Origin of the sequence: Kosakonia sp. S42, assembly GCF_016624785.1 — a bacterium.
Lineage (GTDB): Bacteria > Pseudomonadota > Gammaproteobacteria > Enterobacterales > Enterobacteriaceae > Kosakonia > Kosakonia cowanii.
This window is the reverse complement of the sequence record NZ_JACVTW010000040.1, coordinates 1-15,439: the sequence shown is the minus strand read 5'-3', so window position 1 is coordinate 15,439 and position 15,439 is coordinate 1. Positions and strand designations below refer to the sequence as shown.

The 15,439-nt window shown below is 56.1% G+C and carries 14 protein-coding genes; 8 read left to right on the top strand and 6 right to left on the bottom strand.

Annotation, left to right across the window (positions count from 1 at the left end):
* Positions 1-28: 28 nt before the first annotated feature.
* The gene (gene kduD, locus IAE50_RS23245) at positions 29-790 is read left to right on the top strand and encodes a 2-dehydro-3-deoxy-D-gluconate 5-dehydrogenase KduD (RefSeq protein ID WP_023480692.1); all 762 of its coding nucleotides are present in this window, start codon (positions 29-31) and stop codon (positions 788-790) included.
* A gap of 313 nt (positions 791-1,103) precedes the next feature.
* Positions 1,104-2,522 carry a sugar porter family MFS transporter gene (locus IAE50_RS23240; RefSeq protein WP_200581446.1) on the top strand — a complete coding sequence of 473 codons (1,419 nt, stop codon included), beginning with the start codon at positions 1,104-1,106 and terminating at the stop codon, positions 2,520-2,522.
* Positions 2,523-2,779: 257 nt separating this feature from the next.
* On the opposite strand, the gene IAE50_RS23235 is transcribed toward IAE50_RS23240, so the two are convergent.
* The 5 genes from IAE50_RS23235 to IAE50_RS23215 all read right to left on the bottom strand — a co-directional run bounded on the left by IAE50_RS23235 (position 2,780) and on the right by IAE50_RS23215 (position 7,863).
* A complete protein-coding gene (locus IAE50_RS23235; protein WP_128482173.1) occupies positions 2,780-4,069 on the bottom strand; it encodes an ABC transporter substrate-binding protein in 1,290 nt (429 codons plus the stop codon).
* Between the two features lie 62 nt (positions 4,070-4,131).
* Positions 4,132-5,259, bottom strand: a complete 1,128-nt coding sequence (locus tag IAE50_RS23230; RefSeq protein WP_054804551.1) for an ABC transporter ATP-binding protein — start codon at positions 5,257-5,259, stop codon at positions 4,132-4,134.
* A gap of 12 nt (positions 5,260-5,271) precedes the next feature.
* A complete protein-coding gene (locus tag IAE50_RS23225) occupies positions 5,272-6,174 on the bottom strand; it encodes a carbohydrate ABC transporter permease (RefSeq protein ID WP_023480718.1) in 903 nt (300 codons plus the stop codon).
* Complete coding sequence (locus IAE50_RS23220; RefSeq protein WP_094421947.1) at positions 6,167-7,057, bottom strand: carbohydrate ABC transporter permease; 891 nt, start codon at positions 7,055-7,057, stop codon at positions 6,167-6,169. Before IAE50_RS23220 ends, IAE50_RS23225 begins: the two co-directional genes overlap by 8 nt.
* Before the next feature lie 479 nt (positions 7,058-7,536).
* On the bottom strand, positions 7,537-7,863 hold the full coding sequence (locus IAE50_RS23215; protein ID WP_094421945.1) for a cupin domain-containing protein: 327 nt from the start codon (positions 7,861-7,863) through the stop codon (positions 7,537-7,539).
* 147 nt (positions 7,864-8,010) lie between these two features.
* Between IAE50_RS23215 and IAE50_RS23210 the strand changes: the two genes are divergently transcribed.
* A complete protein-coding gene (locus tag IAE50_RS23210) occupies positions 8,011-8,703 on the top strand; it encodes an aspartate/glutamate racemase (protein ID WP_023480863.1) in 693 nt (230 codons plus the stop codon).
* Here IAE50_RS23210 and IAE50_RS23205 read toward each other — a convergent pair.
* Positions 8,700-9,626: a LysR family transcriptional regulator gene (locus IAE50_RS23205; RefSeq protein ID WP_042715784.1), complete on the bottom strand. Its 927-nt coding sequence runs from the start codon at positions 9,624-9,626 to the stop codon at positions 8,700-8,702. The genes IAE50_RS23210 and IAE50_RS23205 overlap by 4 nt on opposite strands.
* A gap of 121 nt (positions 9,627-9,747) precedes the next feature.
* Between IAE50_RS23205 and lysA the strand changes: the two genes are divergently transcribed.
* The 5 genes from lysA (at position 9,748) to IAE50_RS23180 (ending at position 15,272) form a co-directional block, all read left to right on the top strand.
* On the top strand, positions 9,748-11,010 hold the full coding sequence (gene lysA / locus IAE50_RS23200) for a diaminopimelate decarboxylase (protein WP_200581445.1): 1,263 nt from the start codon (positions 9,748-9,750) through the stop codon (positions 11,008-11,010).
* Between the two features lie 240 nt (positions 11,011-11,250).
* Entirely contained in the window at positions 11,251-12,588 is a 1,338-nt protein-coding gene (locus tag IAE50_RS23195; RefSeq protein WP_076769149.1) for a PTS sugar transporter subunit IIC, read from the top strand.
* Positions 12,589-12,595: 7 nt separating this feature from the next.
* Complete coding sequence (locus IAE50_RS23190; protein ID WP_200581444.1) at positions 12,596-14,023, top strand: glycoside hydrolase family 1 protein; 1,428 nt, start codon at positions 12,596-12,598, stop codon at positions 14,021-14,023.
* 29 nt (positions 14,024-14,052) lie between these two features.
* Positions 14,053-14,826 (top strand): GntR family transcriptional regulator, encoded by a 774-nt coding sequence (locus IAE50_RS23185; protein ID WP_023481037.1) that lies wholly within the window; start codon positions 14,053-14,055, stop codon positions 14,824-14,826.
* Entirely contained in the window at positions 14,823-15,272 is a 450-nt protein-coding gene (locus tag IAE50_RS23180; RefSeq protein ID WP_200581443.1) for a GNAT family N-acetyltransferase, read from the top strand. Before IAE50_RS23185 ends, IAE50_RS23180 begins: the two co-directional genes overlap by 4 nt.
* Positions 15,273-15,439: the final 167 nt, after the last annotated feature.

The following is a 15,439-nucleotide window of genomic DNA, read 5'->3' as shown; positions in this document are numbered from 1 at the left end:
ACAGGCGCTGATAGATTAAGGAACTCACATGATTCTGGATGCATTTTCTCTTCAAGGTAAAGTTGCGGTAGTGAGCGGTTGCGACACCGGTCTGGGGCAGGGCATGGCGCTGGGCCTCGCGGAAGCGGGCTGCGACATCGTCGGCATCAACATTGTTGAACCGACTGAAACCATCGAGCGCGTCACCGCGCTGGGCCGCCGTTTTCTGAGCCTGACCGCCGATCTGCGTAAGATCGACGGCATTCCGGCCCTGCTTGAGCGCGCGGTCGCCGAGTTTGGCAAAATCGATATCCTGGTGAATAACGCCGGTCTGATCCGCCGCGAAGATGCGATCAACTTCAGCGAGCAGGACTGGGATGACGTGATGAACCTGAACATCAAGAGCGTCTTCTTTATGTCCCAGGCGGCGGCGAAACACTTTATCGCCCAGGGCAACGGCGGCAAGATCATCAACATCGCCTCGATGCTCTCCTTCCAGGGCGGCATCCGGGTGCCTTCTTATACCGCTTCGAAAAGCGGCGTGATGGGCGTGACCCGTTTGCTGGCGAACGAGTGGGCGAAGCACAACATCAACGTTAACGCGATTGCGCCGGGTTATATGGCGACCAACAACACCCAGCAGCTGCGTGCTGACGAACAGCGCAGCGCCGAGATCCTCGATCGCATCCCGGCTGGCCGCTGGGGTCTGCCGAGCGATCTGATGGGGCCGGTGGTGTTCCTCTCCTCTAAAGCCTCTGATTACATCAATGGCTACACCATCGCCGTTGATGGCGGCTGGCTGGCGCGTTAATCCCTGCGCGATAAATAAAAGAACCTGCTGCGGCAGGTTTTTTTATATCTGCATATTATTTGTCCATACGCAACAAATTGAAATATCCATATCATTTACTCTTAATTATTCCTCTAACATTAAAATATGCTTAAAAATAAGCTAATTAAAAATAGTTTAGCGCTTAAACACTATTTTCAAAATTGTAAACTCCATCACAAAACAGTAGCTGACAGCTATTTTATCCATATCTTCGCGTTTTCCTCACTGACGCTTTTCCCGTCGCTGCCTTACTTTCATATAACGTCTTATTCTGTGCAGGCAGGAAATAATAATGGCTTTTCTCAGTAATGATTCTGTCGCTTTACCCCGTGCGCTGCGTGATACCCGACGCATGAATATGTTTGTCTCTGTTTCCGCCGCGGTCGCCGGGCTGCTGTTTGGCCTTGATATCGGCGTGATTGCCGGCGCGTTGCCGTTTATTACCGATCATTTCACCTTAAGCAACCGGCTGCAGGAGTGGGTGGTGAGCAGCATGATGCTCGGCGCGGCGATTGGCGCGCTGTTCAACGGCTGGCTCTCTTTCCGCCTCGGCCGTAAATACAGCCTGATGGTGGGGGCGATTCTTTTTGTGGCCGGTTCGCTCGGCTCGGCGTTTGCCACCAGTGTCGAAGTGCTGCTTATCTCCCGCGTGCTGCTTGGCGTCGCGGTTGGTATTGCTTCCTACACCGCGCCGCTCTATCTCTCCGAGATGGCGAGCGAAAACGTGCGCGGCAAGATGATCAGCATGTATCAGCTGATGGTAACGCTGGGGATTGTGCTGGCGTTTCTCTCTGATACCGCCTTCAGCTACACCGGTAACTGGCGGGCGATGCTCGGCGTGCTGGCGTTGCCAGCGGTATTGTTGATTATCCTGGTGATCTTTTTACCCAACAGCCCGCGCTGGCTGGCGCAGAAAGGGCGTCATATTGAAGCGGAAGAGGTGTTGCGCATGCTGCGCGATACGTCGGAAAAAGCGCGTGAAGAGCTGAATGAAATTCGCGAAAGTCTGAAGTTGAAGCAGGGCGGTTTTCAGCTGTTCAAGAACAACCGCAACGTGCGCCGCGCGGTCTTTCTCGGCATGTTGCTGCAGGCGATGCAGCAGTTCACCGGCATGAATATCATCATGTATTACGCACCGCGCATCTTTAAGATGGCCGGTTTTACCACCACGGAAGAGCAGATGATCGCCACGCTGGTGGTCGGTCTGACCTTTATGTTTGCGACCTTTATCGCCGTCTTTACGGTGGACAAAGCCGGGCGCAAACCGGCGCTGAAAATCGGCTTTAGCGTGATGGCGATTGGTACGCTGATCCTCGGTTACTGCCTGATGCAGTTTGATAACGGCACGGCGTCCAGCGGTCTGTCGTGGGTGTCTGTCGGGATGACGATGCTCTGTATCGCCGGGTATGCGATGAGCGCCGCGCCGGTGGTGTGGATTTTGTGCTCTGAGATCCAGCCGCTCAAATGCCGCGATTTTGGTATCACCTGTTCCACCACCACCAACTGGGTGTCGAACATGATTATCGGCGCGACCTTCCTGACATTGCTGGATGCGATTGGTGCGGCGGGCACGTTCTGGCTCTATACCGCCCTGAACCTGGCGTTTGTGGGTGTCACCTTCTGGCTGGTGCCGGAGACGAAAAACGTCACGCTTGAGCATATCGAGCGTCGTTTGATGTCCGGGGAGAAGTTGCGCAATATCGGCGTGTGAGGAGTTGCCGGATGGCGCGCAAGCGCTTATCCGGCCTACAAAACCTAATGAAACTGCATTCGTAGGCCCGGTAAGCGTAGCGCCACCGGGCATTTTTTGCCGGATGGCGCGCAAGCGCTTATCCGGCCTACAAAACCTAATGAAACCGCATTCGTAGGCCCGGTAAGCGTAGCGCCACCGGGCATTTTTTTGCCGGATGGCGCGTAAAGGCTTATCCGGCCTACAAATCCTTGTTACAGCTTCAATTTTTAACCTGATTAACGCATGGCGCGCTTGAGGATACGCTCGGCCTGGCGCTGGAAGTCCGTCGCGGTCTCTTCAACGGTTTTCTGGCCATAATCGATGTACTGAATCGCGGTACCGAACTGCGCCACAATCTGCGGATCGTCAAAATATGGCGACACGGAGAGTTTTGCCGGCAGCGACTGCGCCAGACGCAGGCCAGCAACCGCCGGATCCTCCTCTTTGATAACCCCGCTGGCGGTCAGCGTCTCAACCGCCGCTTTGCTCAGCGGCACACCGCGCTCAAGGCCCAACGTCTGCACACCCTCTTTGCTGTTGAGCAGGAAGTTAATCACCTGCGCCGCCTCTTTCGGATGTTTGGTCGACTTACCAATCGACAGCATCTGCGCCGGTTTAAAGAACAGCCCCGCATCGGTCGCGCCTGGCAGCATCGGATAGTCGCCCAGCACCAGTTTGGCCGGTGGCTTCAGGTTGTCGGAGTATTTGGTGATGGTGGAGTTCCACATATAGGTGCCGCCCCATTCGCCCTCGATCCACGGCTTCATCTCATACATGTTGCTCTTACCGAACGAGGCGTAGTATTTCGAATCCGGCATCACGTGGCTATCGACCAGCTTTTTGTACATCTGGAAGAACTCAACCCACTGCTCTTTGCTGTAGCTGAATTTTTTGGTTTTTTCGTCAACGGCCGGAATGTTGTACTTCTGCACCATATAAGAGTTGAGCAGCGCCAGCGTATCCTGGTGCTCCAGCACTACCGGGTAGTACTGTTTGCCCAGCTTGCTCTCAAAGGTTTTGCCCGCCGCCATCAGCTCATCCCAGGTTTTCGGGAAGCTGACGCCCGCTTTTTTCCACTGCTCGTCATTGAAGTAGAAGACGCGCGCGGTGACCGAGATAGGAATACCGTTTAACTTGCCGTTAATGGTGGTGGTTTGCAGCTCTTTCGCGTCGAACTGGCTGAGATCGATAATATCTTTCACCTGGTTCAGGTCGTAAAAACCCTCACCGTTTTTCGAGAAGATCGGCAGCCAGTTCCAGTTGGTCTGCATCACGTCCGGCTCGGTGCCGCCGGCGATCTGCGTGGTCAGACGGGAGAGGTGCCCGTCCCAGCCGGTATATTCGGACTTCACGGTAATATCGGGATGCTGTTTATGGAACTCTTCCAGCGCTTTTAAGGTGACCTGGTGACGACCGTTGCCGCCCCACCAGGACATACGCAAATCAACATTGTCAGCGGCGGTGGCGGGTAGAGCGCACATGCCCAGGGTTGCGGAGATAGCTGCGCCGATTAGCACTTTTTTCATTTTTATACTCCAGTTTATGTAGGTCACGCTGAGGCCGCCTGAGGCGGCCCGCATGTTTTTAGCTATAGAGAGATGTTCTGTTCAGTTTTCGCGTCAAAGATATGGCACTTATTCATGTCGAACTTAAAGTAGACCTTCCGGTGAAGCCCCTTAGCAATCAACGGCCTGGCTTCATCAGAGGGAATGCGGGCGGTCAGCTCATAGTCGGCGACTTTCAGGTAGACGAAGAACTCGTGACCCATATTCTCGACGCGCACCAGATCGCCCGCGCCGCAGTCGTCGCTGAAGGGCTCATCGGCGACGGAGACAAACTCCGGACGCACGCCAAAGAAGACCTCTTTGTCGGCATAAGCCGCGACTCTCTCCTGCTGATGGGCGTTAAGCGCCAGCGTCTCCTGGCCGACGGTAATGTGCAGGGAACCCTCTTTCTGCACGATTTTCGCCGGTTTGATGTTCATCTCCGGCGCGCCAATAAAGCCCGCGACGAACATGTTTTTCGGGAAGTGATAGAGGTTATCCGGCGTATCGACCTGCATAATATGGCCGAGCTTCATCACGCAGATGCGGTCGCCCATGGTCATCGCTTCGGTCTGATCGTGGGTTACATAAACGGTGGTCGCCGGTTTACCGGAGCTTTTTAACTGCTTATGCAGATCCGAAATGCGGATGCGCATTGAGGCGCGCAGCTTGGCATCGAGGTTGGAGAGCGGTTCGTCAAACAGGAAGACATCTGGTTTTTTCACAATCGCACGGCCAACGGCCACGCGCTGCGCCTGGCCGCCGGAGAGCTGGCGCGGCAGACGATCCATTAACTCCTCCAGTTCGAGAATTTTCGCCGCTTCATCTACCTGGCGTGCGATCTCATCCTTCGGCATTTTGCTCAGCTTCAGGCCGAAGGCGAGGTTTTCGCGCACGGTCATATGCGGGTAGAGCGCGTAGTTCTGGAACACCATGGCGATGCCGCGCGACTTCGGCGCGAGGTTGTTGACAATCTTTTCGCCGATGCGCACTTCGCCGCCGCTGATGGTCTCCAGCCCCGCCAGCATGCGCAGGGTGGTGGATTTGGCGCAGCCGGAGGGGCCAACGATCACCATAAACTCACCGTCGGCGATTTTCAGGTCGATACCATGTACCGCTTTGAAGCCGTTGGAGTAGACCTTTTCCAGTTTGTTGAAAATTACTTCAGCCATGATACTTCCCTCTTAACCTTTGATTCCGCTGCTGGTGACGCCCTGTACGAAGTAGCGCTGTGCCAGGAAGAAGACAATGATGGACGGCAGAATGGAGATACTCGCCATTGCCAGAATTTCGTTCCACGGTGCGCCTTCGGTCACGTCGATAGACATTTTCAGCGCCAGCGCGATAGGGTATTTATCCACGCTGTAGACGTAGATCAGCGGCCCGATAAAGTCGTTCATCGACCACATAAACTGGAACAGCGCCACGGAGATAATCGCCGGTTTCAGGATTGGCACCACCACGTACCAGAGCACCTGCCACGAGTTACAGCCATCAATCTGCGCCGCTTCTTCCATATCGCGCGGTACGCCGCGTAAGAACTGAATCAACATAAAGACGAAGAAGCCCTGGGTGGCGAAGGCCAGCGGCAGGTAGAGCGGCATGTAGCTGTTGAGCATGCCCATTTCACGGAACATCAGGTATTGCGGGATCAGCAGCACGGTGCTCGGCAGCAGCATGGTGGCGATCAGCGTGCCGAACCAGAAGTTCTTCCACGGGATCTCAAAGCGCGCAAAACCGTATGCCACCACCGTCGACGAGATGATCGTCAGGATCACTTTCGGGATCACATACTTAAAGGTGTTGAGCATGTAATGGCCGAAGGTGTATTCGGTGCCGGTTTTCCAGCCGTTGATAAAACCGTCCCAGGTCGCGTGGTTTGGCCACAGCCCGAGGGTGGTGAAGATCTCATGGTTCGGTTTGAACGACGCCGAGAACATCCACGCCAGCGGGTAGAGCATCAGCAGGCCGACCAGCAGCAGGATCGTGTAGCGGATCCAGGCGCTGATTTTCTCGCGGCGCAGGGTGCGCGCCACTTCACGTTCAGCCTCTTTCATGCCCGGCGTAAGGTGTTGAACATCAGCCATTTTTTCCTCCCTTATCGGCAGAGTAGAAGACCCAATACTTCGAGGACTTAAAGGCGACAGAGGCAAAGACCGCCACCACCAGGAAGAGCACCCAGGCCAGCGCTGCGCCGTAACCCATATCGAAATATTTGAACGCGGTGTCGTAGATGTAGAGCGAGAAGAGATAGGTGTAGTAGGTCGGGCCGCCGCCGGTAATCACGTACGGGCCGGTAAACTCCTGGAACGCCTGCGTGGTCTGCATGATGAAGTTGAAGAAGATCACCGGCGTAATCAGCGGCACGGTTACCTTCATAAACATCTGCCATTTGCTGGCACCGTCGATCATTGCCGCTTCATACTGCGACTGCGGAACGTTTTGCAGCGCCGCCAGGAAGATCACCATCGCCGAACCGAACTGCCAGACGCGCAGCAGCGTGACCGACATCAGCGCCAGCGACGGTTCGCCGAGCCAGTTGATGGGATCAAGGCCAAAGACGCCGATAAAGCTGTTTAACAGGCCATCGATGGCGAACAGTGCGCGCCACAACACCGCGATAGCAACTGAGCTGCCGAGGATCGACGGGATGTAGTAAGCGGTGCGGAAAAAGCCGATGCCGCGCAATTTAAAATTGAGCACAAAGGCGATGCCCAGCGCAAAGGCCAGTTTCAGCGGAATGGTTAAAAAGACATAAGCAAACGTCACGCCCATCGATTTCCAGAAGAGGGTATCTTCAGTAAACATGTAGCGGTAGTTTTCAATGCCATTAAATACCGGCGGGCTCATCAGATCATACTCAGTAAAACTGAGAAAGAAGGATGAGATGAATGGGAAAGCGGTAAAGACAATCAACCCTATTATGTAAGGTGATATCCAGGCCAATCCCAGTAGTCTGTTTTCATTCATAGATACCTACCTGGCGAGCAATGTGTAATTCGGATTCGGAGAGCCGCCGCCCTTTCATGGGGTAAAGGGTGCGTTAGATCACAATATTTAATGAAATCAAAGCATTTTGAATCTGTAACTGCCGGAAAATATTGATGTTATTCCAGGTTTTAAAATCCTCTGAACTTGCGTTCTTGAATTGTAAAACATCGTTTTAAAATATTTTATTGTGTTTAAATGTGCCGTCATTCGTTAAATTGCTGAAATGTGATCGAAGTCGAAACGATGTTTCAATAAAGTGATTTGGCAGTCATTTTCAGGTAAAAAACGCGGACTTTTCAGTAAATAAAAAGCGGGTATTTCGACAAGCGAAGGGGCAGGGAAAAATATCGCGCGGTGAAATCATTCAATATTTAAACCATTATCCGGCGAAGGATTATGTTGTCGCGCAGAAATAAAAACGCCTCCACGGCGGGAGGCGCTTTTCACTGCTGAAAGACTCAGGATTGCAGAAAATCTTCGCGGATCGGCGTGAAGGTATCGAGCAGAGTGCCCGGCTTCAGACAGACGCAGCCGTGCATAATGTGCGGTTCCTTGTAAAGTGTATCGCCTGCGGTGACGATATGTTTCTCATCACCGATGGTAAATTCGAACTCCCCGGATAAAACATAGGTGAGCTGCTCATGAGGGTGGTTATGCATCGGGCCGATAGCGCCCTGTTCGAACATAACTTCAACCGCCATCATTTTGCCGCCATGGGCGAGAATACGGCGCGTAACGCCGTTGCCCAGGTCGTCAAGTTGCGTGTCTTTATGAAAGATAAACATCGGGCTGTCCTGTAGTCGGTAAGAGATAGTGAAACAATGTTTTAAATAATTTATCTCACGGTGGCGGAAAAATAAACGCCGGGCGGGAGAAGTTGAAAGTCGATCACAACTTTGCATGATTGCGCGAGAACGAGACGGAGAAAGGCGATGAAAACAATTGGACTGCTGGGCGGCATGAGCTGGGAATCGACCATTCCCTACTATCGGCTGATTAACGAGGGCGTTAAAGCACGCCTGGGCGGCTTACACTCCGCGAGCCTGCTGCTGCATAGCCTCGATTTTCACGAGATTGAAACCTGCCAGGCCACCGCGCAGTGGCACAAAGCCGGAGATATCCTCGGCCAGGCGGCGGCGGGTCTTGAGCAGGCGGGGGCGCAGGCGATTGTGCTCTGTACTAACACCATGCACAAAGTGGCGGGGCAAATTGAAGAGCGATGCCAGATCCCTTTCCTGCACATTGCCGATGCCACCGGCCATGCCATTGAAAATGCCGGGCTGCGCAATGTCGCGCTGCTGGGCACGCGCTACACCATGGAGCAGGATTTCTATCGCGGACGGCTGGAGAAGCAGTTCGCCATCAGAACCACGGTGCCCGGCCCGGAAGATCGCCAGCGCATCAATGAGATCATCTTTGATGAACTCTGCCTTGGCACCTTCAGCGATGAATCGCGCTACTACTTTATGAATGTGATCAAACAGCTGGCGAGCGAAGGGGCAGAAGGGGTGATTTTCGGCTGTACCGAAATCGGCCTGCTGCTGCCTGAAACCCACAGCCCGATTAAGGTGTTCGACACGGCCGCGCTGCATGCTGCTGCCGCGGTCGATTTTATGCTCTCTTAATCCTCGCCGAGCATGGCGGCCAGCGGCGCGGTAATACGCGGCATGGCTGCCTTAAGATGTTCGGCAAAGGTATCGACCAGCGCGGAAGCGGGGCGGTGCAGCGGGCGCACAAGGCTGATGGTAAAGGGCACGTCGATGCTGAAACGCCGCACCGCCACGCCGCTGTTGGCATAGTCGAGAGCGGTCAGCGGGTTCACCACGGAAATGCCGACCCCGGCGCGCACCATCGCGCAAACCGATGCCGCGCTGTGCGTTTCCAGCACCATGCGGCGCTTCACCTGGTGCTCACTAAACAGGGCATCAAGCAGCTGACGATAGCTGTCCGTACGCGACAAGCTGATGTAATTCTCCCCCTGAAAATCCGCCGGTGTCAGTACCCTTTTCTGCGCCAGCGGATGATCCTCTGGCATCACGCACACTTCATTACAGGTCAGCAGCGGGGTGCGCTCGGTGCCGGCAGGCGTCGAGAGCGTTTCGGTCAGGCCCAAATCGTGGCGCTGCGCCGAGAGCCACTCCTCCAGCAGCGGCGACTCCTGCGGCACAATATTGAGGCTAACCTCCGGGTAGCGGGCGAGAAAGGGCTGCAACAGCAGCGGTAAGAAGGATTGCGAAAAGACCGGCAGGCAGGCGACCGACAGCTCCCCCTGGCGAAACTCGCGCAGGCTCTCCGCCGCGCTGACAATCCTGTCCAGCCCATACCAGGATCGCTGCACCTCTTCAAACAGCCGCAGCCCCTGCACCGTGGCGTGCAGCCGCCCGCGCGAGCGCTCAAACAGCGTCAGACCCAGCACCTTTTCAAAGCGCGCCAGCTCCCGGCTGACGGTTGGCTGCGAGGTGTGCAGCATGGCCGCGGCTTCGGTCAGGTTACCGGTGGTCATCACGGCATGAAAAATTTCGATATGGCGCAGGTTAACAGCGGGCATAAGGTGATCCAGTTGCAGAAGGTTATCCATATCATTTTTGCATAGCCTCGCGACAAAACGATATTTTTTATTCGCTCTGACCTGTGGCGTAATCATAAAAAAGATTGCTGACGGAGTTGTTATGCCACGCTCGCTACACCAGACAGAAACCGACCTCAACGCCGCTAACCTGCTGCAACTGCCTGCGGAATTTGGCTGCCCGGTATGGGTTTACGATGCGCAAATCATTCGCGAGCAGATCGCCAAACTGCGCGACTTTGACGTCATCCGTTTTGCCCAGAAGGCCTGCTCTAACATTCATATTTTGCGCCTGATGCGCGAGCAGGGCGTGAAGGTGGATTCGGTGTCGCTGGGCGAAATCGAGCGTGCGCTGGCGGCGGGCTACGATCCGAAAACGCACCCGGACGATATTGTCTTTACCGCCGATGTGCTGGATGAGGCGACTATCGCCCGCGTCAGCGAACTGGGCATCGCGGTAAACGCCGGTTCAGTAGATATGCTGGAGCAGCTCGGTGCCGTTTCGCCAGGCCACCGCGTCTGGCTGCGCGTTAACCCCGGTTTTGGTCACGGTCACAGCCAGAAAACCAACACCGGCGGCGAGAACAGCAAACATGGCATCTGGTATAGCGACATGAGCGCGGCGCTGGTGGTGATGCAGCGTTACGGCCTGCAACTGGCGGGCATCCACATGCATATCGGCTCCGGCGTTGATTACGCTCACCTTGAGCAGGTATGTGGCGCGATGGTGCAGCAGGTGATCGACTTCGGTCAGGATCTGCCGGCTATCTCCGCCGGTGGTGGCTTGTCGATCCCCTATCACGAAGGCGAAGAGCCGGTTGATACCGCGCACTACTACGGCCTGTGGAACGCCGCGCGGGAGAAAATCGCGCAGCATCTCGGCCATGCGGTGAAACTAGAGATCGAACCGGGGCGCTTCCTGGTGGCAGAGTCGGGCGTGCTGATCTCTCAGGTGCGCAGCGTGAAAACCATGGGTAGCCGCCACTTTGTGCTGATCGACGCCGGGTTTAACGATCTGATGCGCCCGGCGATGTACGGCAGCTATCACCACATTACGGCGCTGGCCGCCGACGGGCGCGATCTGCGCGACGCGGCGCGCATCGACACCGTGGTTGCCGGTCCGCTGTGCGAATCGGGCGATGTCTTTACCCAGCAAGAGGGTGGCAAAGTGGAAACGCGCCTGCTGCCGGCGGTGAAAGCGGGGGACTATTTAGTCCTGCATGATACCGGCGCGTATGGCGCGTCGATGTCCTCAAACTACAACAGCCGCCCGCTGCTGCCGGAAGTGCTGTTTGATAACGGCGTGGCGCGCCTGATCCGCCGTCGCCAGACCATTGAAGAGCTGATCGGCCTCGAGCAGTTCTGAACCTGATTAACGATCCCGCTTACACGCAGCGGGATCGCCCCTCCTTTTTCCCGTAAATCCCTGCAATCCGTAAGGTGGTATGCCAAATGCGCGCTATGCCGCATTTTGGAATACCAGATTGGGTGTTGCGAGGCGCATCACAGAACTTTTCGCCGGGCGTGGCTATTTTTGGTATGCCAAATGGGACGACAGCGGTATCCCTGCATCGATAAAAAAGCTCCTTTACTGAGGTGTTAACTCATGGCCCTACAAGAAAAGCTCATCGATTCGCTGGGGAGTTTCGCGACGAAATTCAACAGCTATCGCTACATCATGGCCATCAAGGCCTCGTTTATTACCCTGATGCCGGTGATCATTGTCGGCGCCTTCTCTGTGCTGATCTCCAACATGGTGCTGGACCCGAAAAACGGGCTCGCCAGCTTCCAGTCGCTCTCCTTTCTGGCGGCGCTAAAACCAATTACCAGCGCCATCAACTACGCCACGCTTAACTTCCTCAATATCGGCGCGGTGTTCTTAATCGGTATCGAGCTGGGGCGTATCAACGGTATCCGCACGCTCTTTCCCGGCCTGCTGGCGGTGATCTGCTTTATCTGCGTGACGCCGACCACCGTTGAAATGCTGGTCGATGGTCAGATGCACGTGGTGAAAGATGTGCTGCTGCGCCAGTTCTCCGATACCCGCAGCCTGTTCCTCGGCATGTTTATCGCCATTTTGTCGGTGGAGATCTACTGCTGGCTGGAGACGCGCGAAGGGCTGAAGATCAAGATGCCAGACACCGTGCCGCCCAATGTCTCCGCCTCATTCTCCGCGCTGATCCCGGCGATCATCACCACTACCGCGATCGCCACCTTCGGCTTTATTTTCCACCAGCTGACCGGCATGTATCTCTATGACGCGGTTTACCAGGTGGTGCAGCAGCCGCTGGAGCGGGTGGTGCAGAGCCTGCCGGGGATCTTGCTGCTGATGTTTGTCGCCCAGCTCTTCTGGGTGATTGGCATCCACGGCAACCAGATGATCAAACCGATCCGCGAACCGCTGCTGCTGGGGGCGATCACCGTCAATATGAGCGCCTTTGAGCAGGGCAAAGAGGTGCCGAACATCATCACCATGCCGTTCTGGGATGTCTATATGAGCATCGGCGGATCGGGACTGACCATCGGCCTGCTGGTGGCGGTGATGATCGCCACTAAGCGCAAGGAGATGAAGGAGATCGCCAAGCTGTCGATAGGCCCTGGGATCTTCAACATCAACGAGCCGGTGATTTTCGGTATGCCGATCATGCTCAACCCGATCCTTGCGATCCCGTTTATTATCACGCCGCTGGTAACCGGCTCGATCGGTTACTTCGCTACTGCCAGCGGCTTTGCCGGTAAAGCGGTGGTGATGGTGCCGTGGACCACACCGCCGCTGATCAACGCCTGGCTCTCTACCGCCGGATCGATGGGGGCGGTGATCACGCAGCTTATCTGCATCCTGACCGCCATCATCATCTATCTGCCGTTTGTGAAGATTGCCTCACGCCGCGCCGAGCAGGCGCAGCTGCAAGCGGAAGCCACCTCTTCAACGCCGAAAGTGTGAGGACGTTATGAGCACCAAAACCGTCACCATCCCGCCTGACTTTATCCTCGGTGCCGCCGCATCGGCCTGGCAAACGGAAGGGTGGAAAGACAAACGCGAGGGCCAGGATTCGTGGCCCGATCTCTGGTACAAAAACGATCGTCACGTCTGGCACCAGGGCTACGGCCCGGCGGTGGCGACCAACTTCTACCAGCGCTTTCGCGAAGATGTGCAGCTGATGAAGCAAGCGGGCTTAACCCACTACCGCACCTCCATCAACTGGTCGCGTTTTCTCACCGATTATGAAAATGGCGTGGTGGATGAGCGCTACGCCGCTTACTACGACGAGCTGTTTGATGAGATGGCGCGTCACGGCATTGAGCCGATGATCTGCCTCGAACACTATGAACTGCCCGGTTATCTGCTGGAAACCTACGGCGGCTGGGCGTCGAAAAAAGTGGTCGAACTCTATCTGCTCTATGTCGAAAAGGTGTTTGCGCGTTATCACCAGAAGGTGACGCGCTGGTTTACCTTTAATGAGCCGATTGTGGTGCAGACCCGCGTCTACCTTGATGCGCTGCGCTGGCCCTATGAGCAGAACACCTCGACCTGGATGCAGTGGAACCATCATAAAAACCTCGCCACCGCGAAAGTGGTGAAGCTGTTTCGCGAGAAGGGGTACAAGGGCAGCGTAGGTTGCATTCTCAACCCGGAAGTGACCTACCCGCGTTCGCGCGCGCCGCACGATCTGCTGGCAGCCGAGCGCTACGATCTCTTCTACAACCGGGTGTTTCTCGACCCGATGGTTAAAGGTCACTACCCGGCGGAGCTGCTGGCGCTGCTGGAGAAACATGGGGTGAAGTGGGAGTGCAGCGACGAGGAGCTGGCGATTATTCGCGATAACACCGTCGATGAGCTGGGGATTAACCTCTACTATCCGCACCGCGTCAAAGCCCCATCCCGCGCCTGGCACCCGGAAACCCCTTTCCATCCGGCCTACTATTACGAGCCGTTTGAGCTGCCGGGGCGCAAGATGAACACCTCGCGCGGCTGGGAGATCCTGCCGGAGATCGTTTTTGATATGGCGATGCGCCTTAAAAATGAGTACGGCAATATTCCGTGGTTCGTGGCGGAGAGCGGCATGGGCATTGAGAACGAAGGGCAGTTTCGCAACGCGCAGGGCACCATTGAGGATGATTACCGCATCGACTTTATCGCCGCGCACCTCTACCAGGCGCTGCGCGCGAAAGAAGCGGGGTCAAATTGCCAGGGCTACATGCTGTGGGCGTTTACCGATAATGTCTCGCCGATGAACGCCTTCAAAAACCGCTATGGGCTGGTGGAGATTGACCTGCAACATAACCGCGACCGCAGGCCGAAAAAGTCCCTTGGCTGGTTTCGCCAGCTCAGGGATGAGCGTCAGTTGACCCTGACCCTTGATGATGAAGTAAGATAGCGCAACGACTGATAAGTGCAGGTGATATCGTGGAGAAGGCCGTCGTCCCGCCGGAGAAAAAACAGTACCAGGAGATTGGCGACGATCTGCGGGAGCAGATCATCGAGGGTCACTATCCCGTTGGTTCGCGCTTGCCGCCGGAGCGCAATATCGCCGAGAAGTATGGCGTCAGCCGTACCATCGTGCGCGAAGCCCTGCTGATGCTGGAGTTGCAGGGCACGGTGGATATCCGTCAGGGCTCCGGGGTCTATGTGATGCGCATTCCTCAGGCTCATGAAAACGAAGAGGAGCGTTTTTTAAGCAGCGATGTCGGCCCGTTTGAGATCCTCCAGGCGCGCCAGCTGCTGGAGAGCAATATCGCCGCCTTTGCCGCCAAAATGGCGACGCGGGCGGATATCGACAATCTTCGGCGCATCCTCGAGCAGGAGCAGCGCGCCATCGCCCTCAACGACACGTCGCAGGACAACAGCAAGATGTTCCACCTGGTGCTGGCGGGGGCGTCGCAAAACCAGATGCTGCTGGCAACGGTTGAGAGCATCTGGCACCACATGGACAGCAGCCCGCTGTGGCAGCAGTTCAACGTGCATATTGCCAGCCGCGCCTACCGCCTGAAGTGGCTCGGCGACCGGCAAACCCTGCTGGCCGCGCTGCGCCGCCGTGATGTGATGGGTGCCTGGCAGGCGATGTGGCAGCATCTCGAAAACGTCAAAAAGAGCCTGCTGGAGCTGTCGGACGAAGACGCACCGGATTTTGACGGCTATCTGTTTGAGTCGGTACCCATTTTTCAGGGGAAGTTGATGTGACTATTCTGCCGCTTTATGAGGCACCGCAGCATGCGGAGCAGGTGACCGACTGGTTGTGGCAGGAGTTTGGCGACTCGCTGTCGCGAGAGTTTTTCGCCAGCATCATTGAGCACAGCCAGACGCCAGGGCAGCTGCCGCTGACTTATGTGCTGGTAGAGGGCGATGAACTGCTGGGCACCGTCGGGCTGTGGCGCTGCGATTTGATCAGCCGCCAGGATCTTTACCCATGGCTTGCAGCGCTCTACGTAAAAGAGAGTGCGCGCGGCCAGGGGCTGGCCGGGCAGTTACAGCGCCATGTTATGGATCAGGCGAAAGGGATGGGCTTTGACCAGCTGCACCTCTACGCCGCTTTCCGCGACTATTATGAGCGTTTCGGCTGGGCGTATATCGGGGATGGCCTCGATTACCCGAATACCAGCGTGCACCTGTATCGCATTGCGCTTTGAGTTTTTAGCCGCTGAAACGGCGTAGGCCGGATAAGCGTAGCGCCATCCGGCAATGGGGTCGCCTCGGTGGAAGGGTTCCGTTCACCAGGCGTTGGGCGGAACGTTTTTATCACCGGTGCGGTGAACGGGACAAGGGAAGCGGCCGCGCTCCCCTTGTCAATCCCCGC

Coding starts and splice junctions, on each gene's coding strand:
- IAE50_RS23190 (WP_200581444.1), top strand. CDS start 12,596: ATGAGCACCAAAACCGTCACCATCCCGCCTGACTTTATCCTCGGTGCC.
- IAE50_RS23225 (WP_023480718.1), bottom strand. CDS start 6,174: ATGGCTGATGTTCAACACCTTACGCCGGGCATGAAAGAGGCTGAACGT.
- IAE50_RS23230 (WP_054804551.1), bottom strand. CDS start 5,259: ATGGCTGAAGTAATTTTCAACAAACTGGAAAAGGTCTACTCCAACGGC.
- lysA (WP_200581445.1), top strand. CDS start 9,748: ATGCCACGCTCGCTACACCAGACAGAAACCGACCTCAACGCCGCTAAC.
- IAE50_RS23220 (WP_094421947.1), bottom strand. CDS start 7,057: ATGAATGAAAACAGACTACTGGGATTGGCCTGGATATCACCTTACATA.
- IAE50_RS23195 (WP_076769149.1), top strand. CDS start 11,251: ATGGCCCTACAAGAAAAGCTCATCGATTCGCTGGGGAGTTTCGCGACG.
- IAE50_RS23235 (WP_128482173.1), bottom strand. CDS start 4,069: ATGAAAAAAGTGCTAATCGGCGCAGCTATCTCCGCAACCCTGGGCATG.
- IAE50_RS23215 (WP_094421945.1), bottom strand. CDS start 7,863: ATGTTTATCTTTCATAAAGACACGCAACTTGACGACCTGGGCAACGGC.
- IAE50_RS23205 (WP_042715784.1), bottom strand. CDS start 9,626: ATGCCCGCTGTTAACCTGCGCCATATCGAAATTTTTCATGCCGTGATG.
- IAE50_RS23210 (WP_023480863.1), top strand. CDS start 8,011: ATGAAAACAATTGGACTGCTGGGCGGCATGAGCTGGGAATCGACCATT.
- kduD (WP_023480692.1), top strand. CDS start 29: ATGATTCTGGATGCATTTTCTCTTCAAGGTAAAGTTGCGGTAGTGAGC.
- IAE50_RS23240 (WP_200581446.1), top strand. CDS start 1,104: ATGGCTTTTCTCAGTAATGATTCTGTCGCTTTACCCCGTGCGCTGCGT.